Source organism: Pseudomonas sp. K2I15 (assembly GCF_002204795.1).
Taxonomy (GTDB): domain Bacteria; phylum Pseudomonadota; class Gammaproteobacteria; order Pseudomonadales; family Pseudomonadaceae; genus Aquipseudomonas.
In genome coordinates, this window is sequence record NZ_NIXO01000013.1 from 1 (window position 1) to 15,264 (window position 15,264).

Consider the following 15,264-nt stretch of genomic DNA (forward strand, 5'->3'; position numbering starts at 1 on the left):
CCAGTTTGGTCATGACACTGGCCGGTGCTTGTTTTTCAAACCGCTCTAGAACCTTTTCCCACATAGTTTCGTCGTCCTGACTGGGTTGTTTGGGGGATTTTAAACCAAGACCTTGAAAGGCATGGCTGTAAGAGCGGAACCAATAGCAGCCATAACAAAAATAACGGATATGCCCCCCAACGCTACTGCAAGTTGACAAACAACCCCCCATCCACCAGCAACGAAGCCCCGGTCACATACCGCGCCATATCCGAGGCCAGAAACACAATGGGCCCCGCAACATCATCGGGCTCCCCCAACCGCCCCAGCGGCGTACGCGACGTCATGTACGCGAGCTTCTCCTCATCCGCCAAATCCTCCTTGTTGATGTCGGTAGCGATCGTCCCCGGCAACACCGAATTACAGCGAATCCCATAGGGCCCCAACGCAATCGCGCACGACTGCATCAACGAATGCAGCCCGGCCTTGGTCGGCGTGTAATGCGTTTGCATCCCGCCCCCCACCAACGCACTGATGGAACTGACCGCTATAATCGCCCCACCCGTGCCTTGGTTCTTCATCTGATTGGCCGCCGCCTGCACCGCAAAATAGGCCCCATTGAGATTGGTATTCACCGTCTTCAGATACACCTCACGCGGCATATCCAGAAACGAGTGAAACGGACAAATCCCGGCATTGTTGACGAACACATCAACACTCCCAAACGCCTTCAGCGCCCCAGCCACCAGCTTGTCACCGGTATCCGGATCAGCCGCATCACCGCCCACTTCGACCGCCCGCCCACCAAACCCCTTGATCTCCTCGATCAACGAAAACGCCGCCTCGGTGCCCTGGCCACTGCCACTATGGCCAATCACCACACGCGCCCCCTGACGCGCACATTCACGGGCAGCCGCGCGCCCAATACCCCGGGAAGCACCAGTAATAATCACGGTTTTATCTGTAAGTAACATAACTAAACTCCTCGAAAACAAACGGCCTCAGCCGAGATAGTTGCCGTAACCGACCATGGCGATAGCGCCCAGAATCACCGCGATACCGGCAACCAATACGCTTTTGTTGGTAGCACTGGTGCCTTGCCATTCACGGAAATACAGACCCCAGCAGTTGGACACGATGATGATGAAAGACATATGCAGCACCCACGAACTGGCGTCGTTGTGCAGGCGACTTTCGCCCATGCCATAGAAGAAAAACTGCAGGAACCACAAGGTCCCGGCACACGCCACCAGCAGGTAGTTGCTCAGCAGCGGAGTGCTGCGATCGGTGTAGTTATGGAACGTACGGTTGCGCCAGTTCAGCCACAGGCACCAGATGCCGTTGGTGGTCAGGCCGCCCCACATGATCACCATAAAGGTCACGTTGTTCTGGAACAGGCTGTTGGCACCATGTTCAACGGCGGCGGCAGCCAGCGGACGCCCGGCGGAAATGCCGTAGCTGAAGCACGCGCTCAGTACGCCCGAGATCACCGCCACCAGCATGCCCTTGGTCACCGAGAACTCGCTGATGCTGGCGAACTTCACCGCCTCCGGCACTTCCCGTTCCTTGATCAACCCGGCCTTGCCACACACCGCGATGCCCACCAGTGACACCGCCACACCCCACAGCACCCAATGCCCACCCTGGGAGGCGAGCATCGAGGTCAGGGTGCCTTCGGTGGCGTCGGTGAACAGGTCGCGGTACAGCGCCGGCATCAACGCACCAAGGGCCGAGGTCAGGCCCAGTACCAGCGACATGCCCAGGGACAGCCCGAGGTAACGCATGGTCAGGCCGAAGGTCAGCCCGCCGATGCCCCAGAGCACGCCGAACAGGTAGGTCCAGAGCAAGGTGCTGCTGTCGGCCTGGCGCAGGATGTCGACCCAGCCAGGCACGGTCAGTTGCGCGGCAATCAGCGGCACGATCAGCCACGACACCAGGCCGCCGGTGATCCAATAGCTTTCCCAGGCCCAGCCACGGACCTTCTTGTAGGGGATGTAGAAACTGCCGGAGGCGAAGCCGCCGATGAAGTGCAGGATCACACCGAAGAGAATGATTTCCACGTGTTCGAATCCTTTTTTATTGTTGTGGTAAACGCTGATTCAGCCCGGGGTGAGGCTGAACATCGGGACCAGGTCCACGCTGACGGGCGAGGCGTCCGGGTGGCTTGGCATGATGTCTTGCATGTACTGCCACCAACGTTGCATCAGCGCGGTTTCGGGCAGGGCGTCGAGGCCGTGCTGGTCTTGGTGGGTCATCACGGCGAACAAGGCGTTGCTGGCCTCGTCGAGGAAGATCCGGTAGTCCACCACGCCAGCATCGCGCAGGGCTTGGGCGAGTTCGGGCCAGATCTCGGCGTGGCGCCGACGGTACTCATCGTGCAGGCCAGGGTTGAGGTTCATGCGAAAGGCTCGGGTCTGCATTACTCGCCTCCGTGGGGTGGCGTGGGGCTGTAGATCCGCACTGCGTTGTGCAGGAAGAACTTGCCCTGTACGTCCTCGGGTTTGTTCGCCATGCAGGCTTTCACCAGGCCCAGGGTGGTGGCGAAGTTGGCCAGGTGATCGCTGTTGGGCCAGTCGCTGCCAAAGAAGCAGCGGTCTTCGCCGAAGGCTTCCCACAACACGGCCAGACGGTCGTTGTAGAAGGCCGGATCAAGGATCAATCCATGCGGGCCGACCTGGGGGATTTCCGCGAGTTTGGCGAACACGTTGGGCCGCTCTGCCAGGCGCATCAGGTCGGCGTGATACGTCGCTTCTTCACCGGCTGGAACGCTGGCATTGGGCAGGTGATCGACGATGATTCGAAGCTCCGGCAGGGCATCGCTCAAATGCAGCAGGCCTTTGATCAGGCGCGGGTTGGGGTTGGCACTGTCCAGGCCGCGCCCGCATTCGGCGAGGCGGCGCAGGCCGTCGATGAAGCCGGGGCGCGTCTGGTCTTCGAGCAAATCGCGGTTCCACAGGTTGCCGTAGCGCAAGCCCAGGAACAGCGGTTCATGGGCCAGGGCATTAAGGTCTGCCGCAAAGTCGCTGTGCAGCGGGTCCAGGTTGCCGACGAAGCCGAGCATGCGCGGGTCGCTGCGCAAGGTTTCCAGCAACCAGCGGTTGTCGGCGCGCCATGGGCTGGCTTCCACGGCAATGGCGCCGATCACGTTGTGGTCAGCGGCCAGTGCCCAATAGTCCGCCGGCAAATGCACGGCATACAGCGCGTTGCCCGGTTCGGGCCAGGGAATGCCCTGGGGGCGGTGCGGGTCGAACAGGTGCAAATGGCTGTCGATGATCGGCCCGCTGTAAGGGGTAAGAGGCATTGCGCAATCCTTGTCGGAAGAATTGATAGGGAAGGGCCCGCACGCTACCGCGCAAGAGCCCGTTGCACCACCTCAGCCCTGCAAGTACACCGCATGGGTATGGGTGTACTCATACAGGCCGTGCTTGCCATCGGCGCCGCCGATCCCGGATTTGCGCACGCCGGCATGGAAGCCTTGCATGGCTTCGAAGTTCTCGCGGTTGACGTAGGTTTCGCCGAACGACAACTCGCGTACCGCCTGCATCGCCTTGCCCAGGTCGCGGGTGTAGATCGAGGAGGTCAGGCCGTAGTCACAGTCGTTGGCCATGGAAATCGCTTCATCCAGGTCATCGACGATCTGGATCGGCAGCACCGGGCCGAAGATTTCTTCGCGCATGATCTCCATGTCGGCGCGGCAGCCGGCCAATACCGTGGGCTGGAAGTGAAAACCCTGGCCCAAGTCGGCGATCTGCCCGCCGCTGACCAGCGATGCACCCTGATCCAACGCGGTGCGCACCTTGCGGTTGACGCTGTCCAGACCCTGGCGGTTGATCAGCGGGCCCATCTCTACATCGACCTGGGCGATGGGGTCGCCGTAGCGGGTGGCGGCCATCGCGGCGCTGATGCGCTCGATAAACTGGTCGGCAACCTTGCGCTCTACATACACCCGTTCGGCGCAGTTGCACACCTGGCCGCTGTTGATGATCCGCGAGTCACGAATGGCTTTTACCGCGAGGTCCAGGTCGGCATCAGCGAGGACGATGGCGGGTGCCTTGCCGCCCAGCTCCAGGTTGAGCTTGGTGATATTCGGCGCGGCGGCGGCCATGATCCGCGAGCCGGTGGCAACGCTGCCGGTGAAGCTGATCATGTCCACGCCCTTGTGGGCGGTGAGGGCGCCGCCAACGCGGCCGTCGCCGCACACTACGTTGAAGACCCCGGCCGGCAGGTCGGTTTCGGCCACCAGCTTGGCGAACTCGAAGCAGTTGTTTGGCGTTTCTTCGCTGGGTTTGATCACGATGGTGTTGCCGGTCAGCAACGCCGGGGCCATCTTGCGGGCAATCAGGAAGAACGGGAAATTCCACGGCAGGATGCCGGCCACCACGCCCAGCGGTTTGCGGAACAGGAAGATGTTTTCGTTGGGCCGGTCGCTGGTGATGATCTCGCCTTCAATACGGCGCGCCCACTCGGCCATGTAGTCGAGGTAATCGGCGGTGAAGTTGACTTCCACTTCCGCAAGGCCCGTGACCTTGCCTTGCTCCAGGGTGATGGTGCGCGCCAGGTGGGTGACGTTTTCCCGCAGCTTGGCGGCGATGCGGCGCAAGTGCCCGGCGCGTTCGATGGCCGGTTTTCGCGCCCAATCCTTTTGTGCATGACGGGCAGCGGCCAGGGCCTGGTCGACGTCATCAAAGGTGGACGCCGGGACCTTCGACAACAGGGCGCCGGTGGCCGGGTTCAACACATCAAGGTGCGCATCGCTTGGGGTAAAGCGGCCGTTGATGAAGTTCTGGTAGACCGGTACGGATGACATGCTTAGCTCCTCAGTAAGTACGTGACGGCGCCTGGGCCTCGGCGGCTGGGCGATAGCGGGCCAGGGTCGCCATGGCGCCCTGGCGCAGCAGGCTGATGTCGATGGCCACCGCAATGAACTGGCAGCCCCAGGCTTGATAACGACGGGCGTCGTCTTCGTTGGGCGCGAGGATGCCGCAGGCTTTGCCGGCCGCCAGCGTGGCGTTGACCGCGTGCTGGATGCGTTCTTGCACCTCGGGATGCCCGGGGTTGCCGGCGTGACCCAGGCCAATGGACAGGTCGGCCGGGCCGATAAATACCGCGTCCACGCCTTCCACCGCCGCAATTGCCGCGACGTTTTCAACGCCCAGGCGCGACTCCACCTGCACAATCAGGCACAGCTGTTCATGGGCAGTGTTGAGGTAATCGGCCACGCCGTCCCAGCGGGTGGCGCGGGTCAAGCCACCGCCGACGCCACGAATGCCGTGGGGCGGATAGCGCATGGCGCGCACCAGGGCCTGGGCCTGCTCGGCGGTTTCCACCATCGGGATCATCAGCGTTTGGGCGCCCACGTCCAGCAGTTGCTTGATCAGGTTGGCGTCGCTGCTCACCGCACGCACCACCGGCGCAGTGCCGTAGGGCGCCACGGCCTGGAGCTGGTTGAGCACGCTGGGCACGGTGTTGGGGGCGTGTTCGCCGTCGATCAGCATCCAGTCATAACCGATGCTGGCGACGATCTCGGCGGCATAGGCGGTGGCGAAGCCGGCCCAGATCCCGTATTGCGCGGCGTCTTTGCGCAGCGCGGCCTTGAAAGCGTTGTGGGGCATGTTCATGGCAGGAGTCCTCAGCGGTTATACGGACGATGCAGCTGGCAGTCGGGGTTCAGGTCCACGCCAAACCCAGGCTTGTCCAGCGCTGACAGGCGCATGCGGCCATTCACCGGTACCGGTTCGCCGAGCAGTTGCGGGTGGAACATCGGCACCACTTCATCGGCCTTGGGCGCCATCATCAGGAACTCGGCGAACGGGCTGTTATGACGGGTGGCGACAAAGTGGTAGCTGTAGACCGACGAACCGTGGGGCACCACCAGCGCGTTGTGGGCATCGGCCAGGGCGGAGATTTTCACCAGTTCGGTGAGGCCGCCGCACCAGCCCACGTCCGGCTGGATAATGTCGCAGCAGCCCATCTCCAGCAGCATGCGAAAGCCCCAGCGGGTGGCTTCGTGTTCGCCGGTGGTGACCAACATGCCTTTGGGCACGTTGTTGCGCAGGGCGGCATAGCCCCAGTAGTCGTCGGGCGACAGCGCTTCTTCGATCCATTTCAGGCCGTATTCGTGGGCGCCGATTGCCAGTTTGGTGGCGTAGTTCAGGTCCAGGCTCATCCAGCAGTCGAGCATCAGCCAGAAGTCCGGGCCGACCCGCTCGCGCATGGACGCCAGTTCCTCGAGGTTTTTGCGCAGGCCTTCTTCGCCTTCCGAAGGGCTGTGGTGCAGGGGCATCTTGCCGCCGATAAAGCCCATCTTCTGCGCCAGGTCCGGGCGGGCGCCGGTGGCGTAGAACTGCAACTCGTCCCTCACCGCGCCGCCGAGCAACTGGTGCACTGGCTCCTGGCGGATCTTGCCGAGCAGGTCCCACAGTGCCAGGTCGACGCCGGAGATCGTGTTGATCACCAGGCCTTTGCGCCCGTAATACAGGGTGGACTGGTACATCTGGTCCCAGATTTTCTCGATGTCGGTGACGCGGGCGCCTTCGAGGAAGCGCGCCAAGTGCTTCTCGACGATATACGCAGCGGGCTCGCCACCGGTGGTCACGGCGAACCCGACGGTGCCGTCACTGGCCTCGATTTCCACGACGAGTGTGCCAAGCACATTGATCCCGAAACTGCGGCGGCTCTGGCGGTATTCGGGGTATTTGCTCATGGGGGTGCTGATGTGGTCGTCGATCCAGTGGCCGTCTGCCTGGTCGTGGTAATCCGCGCCGCCGCCGCGCAGCACAAAGGCGCGCACGTGCTTGATAGTGATGTTACCCATGGTGTGACTCCTTGATTAAACAGTGGCCGGCGTGTTCGTCACTTTTTGGCCTGGCGAATGGATACCGAGTACCAGCAAGGCTGCGAGTACAGTGGTGGCGGACAGCAGGTAGAGGCCGGCCGCAGGGGAGTTAAAGGCGGTTTCTGCCCAGTTCTTCAGCACCGGCGCGATAAACCCACCGAGGGCGCCGAAGGAGTTGATCAGGGCGATACCGGCGGCCGCTGCGCTGCCGGCCAGGTAGCTGGACGGAAAGGTCCAGAACACCGGTTGCACGGCAATAAAACCCGAGGCGGCAAAACACAGGGCGAGCATGCCCAGCAGCGGGTTGGCGAAGGTCACCGAGCAGGCAATCCCGGCGGCGGCCATTAACAGGGTCAGCGAGGCGGTTTTGCGGCGCTCGCCAGTGCGGTCGGAGTAGCCGGGAATCCACCAGGCGGCGAACAGTGCACACACCCACGGAATCGCCGAAACCAGGCCCACCATCAAGCCGACCTTGGTGCCCAGCAGGCCGCCGACCTGAGTTGGCAAGTAGAACACCACGCCATACACGCTGGCCTGGATCAGCAGGTAAACCAGGCACAGGTACAGCACGCTGGGCTGGCACAGCACGTTGAGCAGGCTGCGGCCGTGGGTGGTCTTGTGCTGGTCTTCGTGGTCCAGCAGGTCCTGGATCTGGCGACGTTCTGCAACGCTCAGCCATTGGGCATCGGCGGGGCGGTTGTCCAGGTACCAATAGGCCCAGATGCCCACCGCCGTGGCCATCAGGCCTTCCACGACGAACAGCCATTGCCAGCCGTGCAGCCCGTAGAACCCGTCCAGCTCCAGCAACAGACCGGACAGCGGGCTGCCGAAGATGAAGGCCAGTGGCGCGCCAAAGTAGAAGAACCCCATGGCCTTGCCGCGTACCGCAGAGGGGAACCAGTAGGTGAGGTAGAGGATCACGCCGGGGAAGAATCCGGCTTCGGCCACGCCCAGCAGGAAGCGCAACACGTAGAAGCTGGTTTCGTTGTGGGCAAACATCATCGCGGCGGACACCAAGCCCCAACTGACCATGATCCGGCACATCCACAGGCGGGCGCCGACACGGTGCATGATCAGGTTGCTGGGTACTTCCAGCAGCGCATAGCCGACAAAAAACACCCCGGCGCCAAAGGCGAAAGCGGCATCACTGAGGCCCGTGTCGGCCTGGAAGGCTTGTTTGGCGAACCCGACGTTGGCGCGGTCGAGGAAGGCCATGATGTACATCAACAGCAGGAAGGGCAGCAGCCGCCAGGAAATCTTGGCGAGCAGAGACGCAGGCAGGGTCTTCATTGTTCAGTCCGGTTGTTTTGTTCTTATGGGGAGGACTGTACGGCGCCCGATCTATGCGCTACAAATCGAATCTCGCTTACAACTGATAACCTCAGGGTATCGATGACAAGGAAAAAAATGAGTAGTCCCGCGATCTCCCGCAGCCTGTTCAACCGTCTGCGCTACAAGCATCTGCATATGCTGGTAGCCCTGAGTTCCAGCCAGAACCTGCACCGCGCGTCCCAAAGCCTGAACATGTCGCAGCCGGCGGCGACGCGCATGTTGCGCGAGATCGAAGACATGTTTGCCTGCGACCTGTTCGAGCGCCTGCCCCGTGGCATGCGCCCCACGGCGCTGGGCAAGGAGCTGATCCGCTTTGCCGAATCGGCCCTGAGCGGCCTCGACCGCTGCGCCGAGGAACTGATGGTGCGCCAGCAGGGCGGCTACGGGTATTTGTCGATCGGCACCATCATGGGCGCGGCCCCCGACCTGGTGATGGACTCGATTGCGCAGATCAAGACGCTCAACCCGCAGATGCGCATTCGCATCATGGGCGACACCAGCGACCAGGTGATCCAGTTGCTGGAGCAGGGCCGCATCGACCTGGCCATTGCCCGGCGCAACGCCGCCACCGACAGCGAGCATTACAGCTTCGAACCCCTGGGCAATGAACGCATGCTGGCGGTGGTGCACGCCGGCCATCCCCTGGCCCAGCGCGAACATCTGCCGCTGGCGGAACTGGTCAGCGACTGGCCGTGGATCCTGCAACCGCAAACCAGCCCGGCGCGCATCGGTTTTGATGAGGCGCTGCAACACCTGGCACTGCCGCAACCGGCGGACATCATCGAATGCAGCTCGGTGTACTCCATGCAGCAACTGATTCAACTGACTGACGCGATCATGGTGCTCTCGGAAAGCGCCCTGCGCGATTACCTGAAAATGGGCCTGGTAGTGGCACTGCCGGTGGCGCTGGAGGTGCAGCTCGCACCGTTCGGCATCATGCTGCGCAAGGGCGACCCGGTGAGCCGGGAACTGGGGTTATTTATCGACATACTCAGGCAAAAGGGCGCGATGCTTTAAACACTCTGTGCAAAAGAACGTGGTGTGTCGGCGGGATATTAATTAGAATTAATCTCATTTGAGATTAACTCGCGCCGCGCAGGTTACTTGCCATGAATGATGCTGTATTGCCGACGCACTTCGCTGAACCGAGTCTTCACACCTTGTACCGCGACCATCGCAGCTGGCTCGAAAGCTGGCTGCGGCGCCGTTTGGGCAATGCCTGGGATGCGGCCGACCTGAGCCAGGACACGTTCCTGCGGGTGCTGGCCAGCGCCCAGCCGATTGCGCAATTGCAGGAGCCCCGGGCCTACCTGGTGACGGTGGGCAAGCGCTTGCTGATCAATTTCCACCAGCGGCGCAGCCTGGAGCAGGCGTATCTCAACGCGTTGATGCAGTTGCCCGAGGCTTGCGTACCGTCACCGGAACAGCGCTGGTTGCTGCTGGAAACCCTGCAAGCCCTGGATGAGCTGCTCGACGGTTTGCCGCCGGTGGTGCGTCGCGCGTTTCTCTGGAGCCAGCTGGAAGGCCTGGGCTACCGGGAGATTGCCGAGCGGCTCAAGGTCTCGGAGCGTACGGTCAAGCGCTACATGGCCCAGGCGTATGAGCATTGCCTGCTGGTGGAACTGTGAGCCGCACCGCACCCGATCTTGCCCGCGCGGCGGCGCAATGGCTGGCGCTGCTGGAATCCGGTACCGCTACCGAGCGTGATCACGCCAGCCTGCAACAGTGGCGCGACAGCCATCCCCAGCACGAACAGATCTGGCAAAAAGCCCAGTTGCTGCGCCAGCGGTTCACCGACTTGCCGCCGGCATTGGCCATGGCCAGCCTCGATCGCCCGCAACCGGGGCGGCGCGCGGTGCTCAAGCGTGCCTTGGGTGTGGCGGCGCTGGTGCCGGCTGCGTGGTTGCTCAGCCGGCAATTGCCGATCGACGTTTGGCGCGCCGACCTGCACACCGCCACTGGCGAACGCAAGCGGGTGCCGCTGGCCGATGGCAGCAGCCTGCAACTCAATACCGCGAGTGCGGTGGATGTGGTTGTGGCCCGACGCCGTGTGACGCTGGTGGAAGGGGAAATGGCGTTGACCGTGCCTGGCGCCGGCGCGCTGACGGTGCAGACGCGTTATGGCCAGGTGATCGTCAGCCAGGCTGAAGTGTGTGTGCGGCAGTTGTCTTCCGGGTGCCTGGTGTCGGTGCTCAAGGGCGCGGTGCAGGTGCAGGATCTGCGTGGGCAAATGGCGACCTTGCAAGGCGGGCAGCAGGCACGGTTGCAGGCATCCGGGATGGGCGCTGCGGTGGCGTTTGATGCGCAGCAACTGGGGTGGCGCGACGGCGTGTTGACGGCGCAGAACCAGCTGTTGGGCGATTTCTTGCGGGAGTTGGAGCGGTACCGGCCAGGGGTGCTGCGTTGGGACCCGAGCCTTGAAGCGCTGCGGGTGACCGGGAGTTTTCAGTTGGCGGATACTGACCGTATCCTTGCGTTGCTGGCGTCGACAATGCAGCTGGACGTGCAGTCCCGCACGCGATATTGGGTGACGCTGACGCCGCGTAAAACGCTTGCCTGATGCGATCTAAAGAACACTGAAGACCCAATGTGGGAGCGGGCTTGCTCGCGAATGCGGTGTGACAGTCGACATCTACAGCGACTGATCCACCGCCTTCGCGAGCAAACCCGCTCCCACATTTTTGATCTCGGCGTTTTCAGATCACATGCGCCCGTTGCAGTTCGGTCAACGCCAATGCCTTGAGCCGCGACAACAGAGGATCCCGCCGGTCCCGCGGATGCACCAGCTCCACCGCCAGTTCCTGGCGAATACTGCTCGGCCGGTTGTCCATCACCAGCACCCGGTCACTCAGGTACAGCGCTTCGTCCACATCGTGAGTCACCAACAGCAGGGCGATCCCATGGTGCTCAGCCAATTGCAGCAGCAGATCCTGAAGCTTCATGCGGGTAAACGCATCCACCGCGCTGAACGGCTCATCCAGCAGCAACACTTGCGGTCGCGAATACAGCCCGCGAGCAATCGCCACCCGTTGCGCCATCCCGCCAGACAACGCCTTGGGCAATGCCTGGGCAAAGCCGGTAAGCCCCACCTCATCAATCAACTGCGTAACCCAGGCTTTGTCATAGCCGTCGTCATCGCTGAAGCCGATGTTTTGCTCAACCGTCAGCCAAGGCATCAGACGCGGTTCCTGGAAGACAAACGCGACCTCGCCACCGCCTTGCAACAGTTCACCCTGATAGTCCTTTTCCAGCCCGGCGACGATGCGCAGCAAGGTGCTTTTGCCGCAGCCGCTGGGCCCCAGCAAACTCACCGCTTCCCGCGGTTGCAACGCCAGGTGGACGTTGGTCAGCACCGTGGTAGTGCCGAAGTTCTTACGCTCGACGCGAATATCCAGCAGCGGTTCGCTCATGCTCAATGCTCCGGACCTTGGCCGTTGAAGGTGTCGCGCCAGGCCAGGCAGCGTGTTTCCAGGGCGGCCAGCAGGCCGTCGCTGATCTTGCCCAGCAGCGCCAACACGATGATCGCCGCCAGCACAATGTCGGGCCGCGAGGTTTCCCGGCCATCGCTGAGCAGGTAACCCAGGCCCTTGGTGGCGGCGATCAACTCGGCGGCCACCAGGAACATCCATGCCAGGCTCAAGCCGCTGCGCAAGCCGGTGAACAAACCGGGCAGGGCGGCGGGCAACAGGATGCGGCGCACCAGGCGCGTACGGCTGAAGCCATACATTTGCCCGACTTCCACCAGTTTGCGGTCGATGTCGCGAATCGCCGCGACGCCATTGAGGTACACCGGGAAGAACGCGCCGATGGCAATCAGCACGATCTTGGAGGTTTCATCAATGCCCAGCCACAGCAGCAACAGCGGCACCCAGGCCAGGCTCGGGATCGAGCGCAGGCCGGCGAAGGTCGGCTCCAGGTACGCCTCGGCCTCGCGGCTCAAACCGACCCAGGCGGCAAACACCAAGGCCAGGCTGGCGCCGATGGTGAACCCCAGCAGCACCCGCAACAAACTGGCGCTGATGTGTTTCCACAGTGCACCTTCGGCGAGGTCGGTGAGGGTCACGGCGATTTCGCTGGGGGCCGGCATCTGGTAGGACGGCAACCAGCCGATGCGCACTACCACCTCAAGGATCACCAGGATCAGTACCGGCAACGCCAGGCCCTTGAGCCGCCGTGGCCAGGCGCTGCGCTGCGCGGTGAGGGTGGGCGCCAGTGCGACGGGCAGGGCTTCGCTTTTGCTGCTCATGACGCTCCCCTTATGGACGAGGCAAGGCCTGGCCGAAGCTTGGGTCGATCAACTGGTCGATTACCTGGTCCACATTCACCCCACGGCGCACCAGTTCTTCTGATACCAGAATCGGCGCGGCGGCCTTGGACGACACGACGTCCTGAGCGGTCAGCAACGGGCTGCTCAAGTCGGTGCGCGACAGTTGCAGCTTGGCCACTTCCAGGGGCAGCCCGGATTCGTCAGCCAGCAGTTTGGCGAATTCGTCGGGGTGTTTCACCGCCCAATTGCGGGCTTTTTCATAGGCGCCGAGCACCTTGGCGATGGTCTGTGGATGCTCCTTGGCGTACTTATCGGTCACGCTGACCACGCCGTAGCTGTTGAAGTCCTTGTTGCGGTACAGCAGGCGCGAACCTGCCTGGATTTCGCTGGCGGCCATGTGCGGGTCGAGACCGGCCCAGGCGTCGACATCCCCTTTTTCCAGGGCGGTACGGCCATCCGGATGTTGCAGGTGCACCAGCTCCACGTCTTCCTTGGTCAGGCCGGCTTTCTGCAGGCTGCGCAAGGTGAACAGGTAGGGGTCGGTGCCTTTGGTGGCGGCGATTTTCTTGCCCTTGAGGTCGCTGACGCTCTTGAAGGTCGAATCCTTGCGCACCACCAGTGCGGTCCACTCGGCGCGGCTGTACACATACACCGACTTGATCGGGCTGCCGTTGGCCCGGCTCAACACCGCCGACAGGCTGGCGGAGGAGGCGAAATCGACGCCGCCGCTGTTGAGGTATTCCAGCGAGCGGTTGCTGCCCTGGCTCAATACCCAACCGACCTTGGTTTTTGGCAGTGCTTCTTCGAGCCAGCCGAAGTGCTTGAGCACCAGGCTCACCGGGGAGTAATAGGCGTAGTCCAGGTGGACTTCCGCGGGGTCGGTTTCTGCCGCATGGGACACAGGTTGCAGGCTGAGGGCGAGGGCGCAGGCGCCCAACAGGGTGTTGACGAAGGGTTTCATGGAACAGCTCCGGGCAAGGCGGGAAAGAGAAGGCTTTTCTTATATTCAGAAAATTCATATGGCATGTTCCATCATGCGTTATTGGAATATGCAGTCTCTGTGCCAGCAGTCGCGGGGCCGGTTTTATTGAGAATTGGCGGGGAGGTGCTGTGATTGGGGAGGGCACTTTGTTGAATCACTGTTGGCTATGCAACAGCTTGCATATGTTTTTATGGAATAAATAAAGAGTTATTTATTCCTTTTGTTGTTTTCACGAATAGGGCACTTTGAGTGCCTGCGCATTCGTGCGGATTGACCCAACAGACCAAAGGAAAGCCGACATGACCATTAAAGCGATCAACGTGCGCAACCAGTTCAAAGGCGTGATCAAGGAAATCCTGATCGGCGAAGTGGTGTCCGAGATCGACGTGCAAACCGCGTCGGGGATCGTGACGTCGGTGATTACCACGCGCTCGGTGCGTGACCTGGAATTGAAAGTGGGCAGTGAAGTGATTGCCTTTGTGAAGTCGACCGAAGTCTCTATCGCGAAGTTGTGAAACCCATCTAAATGTGGGAGCTGGCCAGCTCCCACGCCGCTTCATTGAGGGGCTGCGCCTTAACGGTGACGCAGGCTGCGTTCCAGGCGGGCAATGCCTTCTTCCAGCATGGCCCGTGGGCAGCCGAAGTTCAGGCGCACGAATTGCTGGCTGTCATCGCCAAACTCCAGGCCGGCGCTGAGGCCGACTTTCGCCTGCTCGAGGAAAAACCGTTGCGGGTCATCCAGGCCCAGGGCGCTGCAATCCAGCCAGGCGAGGTAAGTGCCTTGTGGCGCATGCATCACCACGCCGGGCAGGCGGGTTTGCACGGCGTTCAGCAGGTAATCGCGGTTGGCTTGCAGGTACGCCACCAGCGCTTGCAGCCAGTCGCCGCAGTCGCTATAGGCCGCACGGGTGGCTTCCAGGCCCAGGGGGCTGACGCTGTCGACCATGCCGCAGCGCGCGTGGTTGAAGCGCTCGCGGATCTCGGGATTCTGGATCACCGCAAAGCAGGTCTTCAGACCGGCGACGTTATACGCCTTGCTCGCCGACATCAGCGTGATGGTGCGCTGGGCGATCTCGGGGCTGAGGCTGGCGGTGGGAATATGCCGGCGGCCGTCAAAACACAGCTCGGCGTGGATCTCATCGGAGACGATCAGCGCGCCCTGGTCCAGGCAAGCGGTGGCCACGGCCAGCAGCTCTTCGCGGGGGAAGACCTTGCCCATCGGGTTGTGCGGGTTGCTCAACAGCAACGCACCGGCGCCAGTGAGTGCCTCACGCATCGCAGGCAACGGCGTGAGGTACTCGCGCTCGGCGCTCAACTCAAACGGCACTTCGATCTTCGGCAGGTTCCAGTGGCCGGGCGCCAGGCGAATCGGGCGATAGTTGGGGGTTTGCAACACCACCGGTTGCCCGGGTTGCACAAACGCATGCAGCGCCATGTTGAAACCAGGCTCTACACCCGGCAAAAACAGCAGCTCATCGGGCTGTACGCGCCAGGCGTACTTGGCCCACAGGTCGGCGACGATCGCTTCACGCACGCCATCGCAGGCCACGCTGTAGCCCAGGATCTGCTGATCAAGGCGTTGGTGCAGCGCCTGAAGCACAGCCGGTGGTGCGGCGATGTCCATGTCGGCAATCCACATCGGCAGAACGTCTTGCGGGTAACGACTCCACTTGGTGCTGCCGGTGCCGAGGCGGGAGTGGATCTTGTCGAAATCAAAGCTCATGGGTGGCTCGTGTCAGGGAGGCGGGCGTGGAAATGGCGCTGATTCTAGCGCCATTAATTTTATAGGCCACCATTTGCGCATCTTCATTCGCGACATCCGCCCCAAGCTTCTACCCTGAAGGCATAGCCCTCAGGACGCCAAGCGCT

Annotated in this window: 17 protein-coding genes; 4 read left to right on the plus strand and 13 right to left on the minus strand. The window is 62.2% G+C overall.

What is annotated here, in order from left to right; genetic code table 11:
- From CEC48_RS31680 to CEC48_RS10730, 9 genes are all read right to left on the minus strand, one after another.
- Positions 1 to 199, minus strand: a 199-nt coding sequence (locus CEC48_RS31680) for a hypothetical protein (RefSeq protein WP_218192529.1), incomplete at its 3' end; no start/stop codon positions are given.
- Entirely contained in the window at positions 183 to 953 is a 771-nt protein-coding gene (locus CEC48_RS10695) for an SDR family NAD(P)-dependent oxidoreductase (RefSeq protein WP_088423703.1), read from the minus strand. The genes CEC48_RS10695 and CEC48_RS31680, both read right to left, overlap by 17 nt.
- A 27-nt stretch (positions 954 to 980) precedes the next feature.
- Positions 981 to 2,039 carry an L-rhamnose/proton symporter RhaT gene (gene rhaT, locus CEC48_RS10700; protein ID WP_088423704.1) on the minus strand — a complete coding sequence of 353 codons (1,059 nt, stop codon included), beginning with the start codon at positions 2,037 to 2,039 and terminating at the stop codon, positions 981 to 983.
- 39 nt (positions 2,040 to 2,078) lie between these two features.
- The gene (gene rhaM, locus CEC48_RS10705; RefSeq protein ID WP_088423705.1) at positions 2,079 to 2,399 is read right to left on the minus strand and encodes an L-rhamnose mutarotase; all 321 of its coding nucleotides are present in this window, start codon (positions 2,397 to 2,399) and stop codon (positions 2,079 to 2,081) included.
- On the minus strand, positions 2,399 to 3,280 hold the full coding sequence (locus tag CEC48_RS10710) for an amidohydrolase (RefSeq protein WP_088423706.1): 882 nt from the start codon (positions 3,278 to 3,280) through the stop codon (positions 2,399 to 2,401). The genes rhaM and CEC48_RS10710 overlap by 1 nt, the downstream gene beginning before the upstream one ends.
- 72 nt (positions 3,281 to 3,352) lie before the next feature.
- Positions 3,353 to 4,786 (minus strand): aldehyde dehydrogenase, encoded by a 1,434-nt coding sequence (gene aldA / locus CEC48_RS10715; RefSeq protein ID WP_088423707.1) that lies wholly within the window; start codon positions 4,784 to 4,786, stop codon positions 3,353 to 3,355.
- A 10-nt stretch (positions 4,787 to 4,796) separates the two neighbouring features.
- The gene (locus CEC48_RS10720) at positions 4,797 to 5,597 is read right to left on the minus strand and encodes an HpcH/HpaI aldolase/citrate lyase family protein (RefSeq protein WP_088423708.1); all 801 of its coding nucleotides are present in this window, start codon (positions 5,595 to 5,597) and stop codon (positions 4,797 to 4,799) included.
- 11 nt (positions 5,598 to 5,608) lie between these two features.
- On the minus strand, positions 5,609 to 6,793 hold the full coding sequence (gene rhmD, locus CEC48_RS10725; RefSeq protein WP_088423709.1) for an L-rhamnonate dehydratase: 1,185 nt from the start codon (positions 6,791 to 6,793) through the stop codon (positions 5,609 to 5,611).
- Positions 6,794 to 6,808: 15 nt separating this feature from the next.
- A complete protein-coding gene (locus CEC48_RS10730; protein WP_088423710.1) occupies positions 6,809 to 8,104 on the minus strand; it encodes an MFS transporter in 1,296 nt (431 codons plus the stop codon).
- Between the two features lie 117 nt (positions 8,105 to 8,221).
- Between CEC48_RS10730 and CEC48_RS10735 the strand changes: the two genes are divergently transcribed.
- From CEC48_RS10735 to CEC48_RS10745, 3 genes are all read left to right on the plus strand, one after another.
- Positions 8,222 to 9,163 carry a LysR family transcriptional regulator gene (locus tag CEC48_RS10735; protein WP_088423711.1) on the plus strand — a complete coding sequence of 314 codons (942 nt, stop codon included), beginning with the start codon at positions 8,222 to 8,224 and terminating at the stop codon, positions 9,161 to 9,163.
- A 92-nt stretch (positions 9,164 to 9,255) separates the two neighbouring features.
- Positions 9,256 to 9,774, plus strand: coding sequence for a sigma-70 family RNA polymerase sigma factor (locus CEC48_RS10740; RefSeq protein ID WP_088423712.1), 519 nt, complete (start codon positions 9,256 to 9,258; stop codon positions 9,772 to 9,774).
- On the plus strand, positions 9,771 to 10,706 hold the full coding sequence (locus tag CEC48_RS10745; protein ID WP_088423713.1) for a FecR domain-containing protein: 936 nt from the start codon (positions 9,771 to 9,773) through the stop codon (positions 10,704 to 10,706). The genes CEC48_RS10740 and CEC48_RS10745 overlap by 4 nt, the downstream gene beginning before the upstream one ends.
- Before the next feature lie 136 nt (positions 10,707 to 10,842).
- Here the strand turns inward: CEC48_RS10745 and CEC48_RS10750 are convergent, their stop codons facing one another.
- The 3 genes from CEC48_RS10750 to CEC48_RS10760 are packed head-to-tail and all read right to left on the minus strand — an operon-like array spanning position 10,843 to position 13,374.
- Positions 10,843 to 11,556, minus strand: a complete 714-nt coding sequence (locus tag CEC48_RS10750) for an ABC transporter ATP-binding protein (RefSeq protein ID WP_088423714.1) — start codon at positions 11,554 to 11,556, stop codon at positions 10,843 to 10,845.
- A gap of 2 nt (positions 11,557 to 11,558) precedes the next feature.
- Positions 11,559 to 12,392, minus strand: coding sequence for an ABC transporter permease (locus CEC48_RS10755; RefSeq protein ID WP_088423715.1), 834 nt, complete (start codon positions 12,390 to 12,392; stop codon positions 11,559 to 11,561).
- Between the two features lie 10 nt (positions 12,393 to 12,402).
- Positions 12,403 to 13,374 (minus strand): aliphatic sulfonate ABC transporter substrate-binding protein, encoded by a 972-nt coding sequence (locus tag CEC48_RS10760; RefSeq protein ID WP_088423716.1) that lies wholly within the window; start codon positions 13,372 to 13,374, stop codon positions 12,403 to 12,405.
- A gap of 320 nt (positions 13,375 to 13,694) precedes the next feature.
- Here CEC48_RS10760 and CEC48_RS10765 point away from each other — a divergent pair, with 320 nt between their 5' ends.
- A complete protein-coding gene (locus CEC48_RS10765) occupies positions 13,695 to 13,910 on the plus strand; it encodes a molybdopterin-binding protein (protein ID WP_003217010.1) in 216 nt (71 codons plus the stop codon).
- A 59-nt stretch (positions 13,911 to 13,969) separates the two neighbouring features.
- Here the strand turns inward: CEC48_RS10765 and CEC48_RS10770 are convergent, their stop codons facing one another.
- Entirely contained in the window at positions 13,970 to 15,118 is a 1,149-nt protein-coding gene (locus CEC48_RS10770) for a MalY/PatB family protein (protein ID WP_088423717.1), read from the minus strand.
- Between the last annotated feature and the right edge of the window lie 146 nt (positions 15,119 to 15,264).

Bases quoted from the DNA above. Each gene is read 5' to 3' on its own strand.
- CEC48_RS10695 (WP_088423703.1), bottom strand. From the start codon at position 953: ATGTTACTTACAGATAAAACCGTGATTATTACTGGTGCTTCCCGGGGT.
- rhaM (WP_088423705.1), bottom strand. From the start codon at position 2,399: ATGCAGACCCGAGCCTTTCGCATGAACCTCAACCCTGGCCTGCACGAT.
- CEC48_RS10710 (WP_088423706.1), bottom strand. From the start codon at position 3,280: ATGCCTCTTACCCCTTACAGCGGGCCGATCATCGACAGCCATTTGCAC.
- aldA (WP_088423707.1), bottom strand. From the start codon at position 4,786: ATGTCATCCGTACCGGTCTACCAGAACTTCATCAACGGCCGCTTTACC.
- CEC48_RS10720 (WP_088423708.1), bottom strand. From the start codon at position 5,597: ATGAACATGCCCCACAACGCTTTCAAGGCCGCGCTGCGCAAAGACGCC.
- rhmD (WP_088423709.1), bottom strand. From the start codon at position 6,793: ATGGGTAACATCACTATCAAGCACGTGCGCGCCTTTGTGCTGCGCGGC.
- CEC48_RS10730 (WP_088423710.1), bottom strand. From the start codon at position 8,104: ATGAAGACCCTGCCTGCGTCTCTGCTCGCCAAGATTTCCTGGCGGCTG.
- CEC48_RS10735 (WP_088423711.1), top strand. From the start codon at position 8,222: ATGAGTAGTCCCGCGATCTCCCGCAGCCTGTTCAACCGTCTGCGCTAC.
- CEC48_RS10740 (WP_088423712.1), top strand. From the start codon at position 9,256: ATGAATGATGCTGTATTGCCGACGCACTTCGCTGAACCGAGTCTTCAC.
- CEC48_RS10750 (WP_088423714.1), bottom strand. From the start codon at position 11,556: ATGAGCGAACCGCTGCTGGATATTCGCGTCGAGCGTAAGAACTTCGGC.
- CEC48_RS10755 (WP_088423715.1), bottom strand. From the start codon at position 12,392: ATGAGCAGCAAAAGCGAAGCCCTGCCCGTCGCACTGGCGCCCACCCTC.
- CEC48_RS10760 (WP_088423716.1), bottom strand. From the start codon at position 13,374: ATGAAACCCTTCGTCAACACCCTGTTGGGCGCCTGCGCCCTCGCCCTC.
- CEC48_RS10765 (WP_003217010.1), top strand. From the start codon at position 13,695: ATGACCATTAAAGCGATCAACGTGCGCAACCAGTTCAAAGGCGTGATC.
- CEC48_RS10770 (WP_088423717.1), bottom strand. From the start codon at position 15,118: ATGAGCTTTGATTTCGACAAGATCCACTCCCGCCTCGGCACCGGCAGC.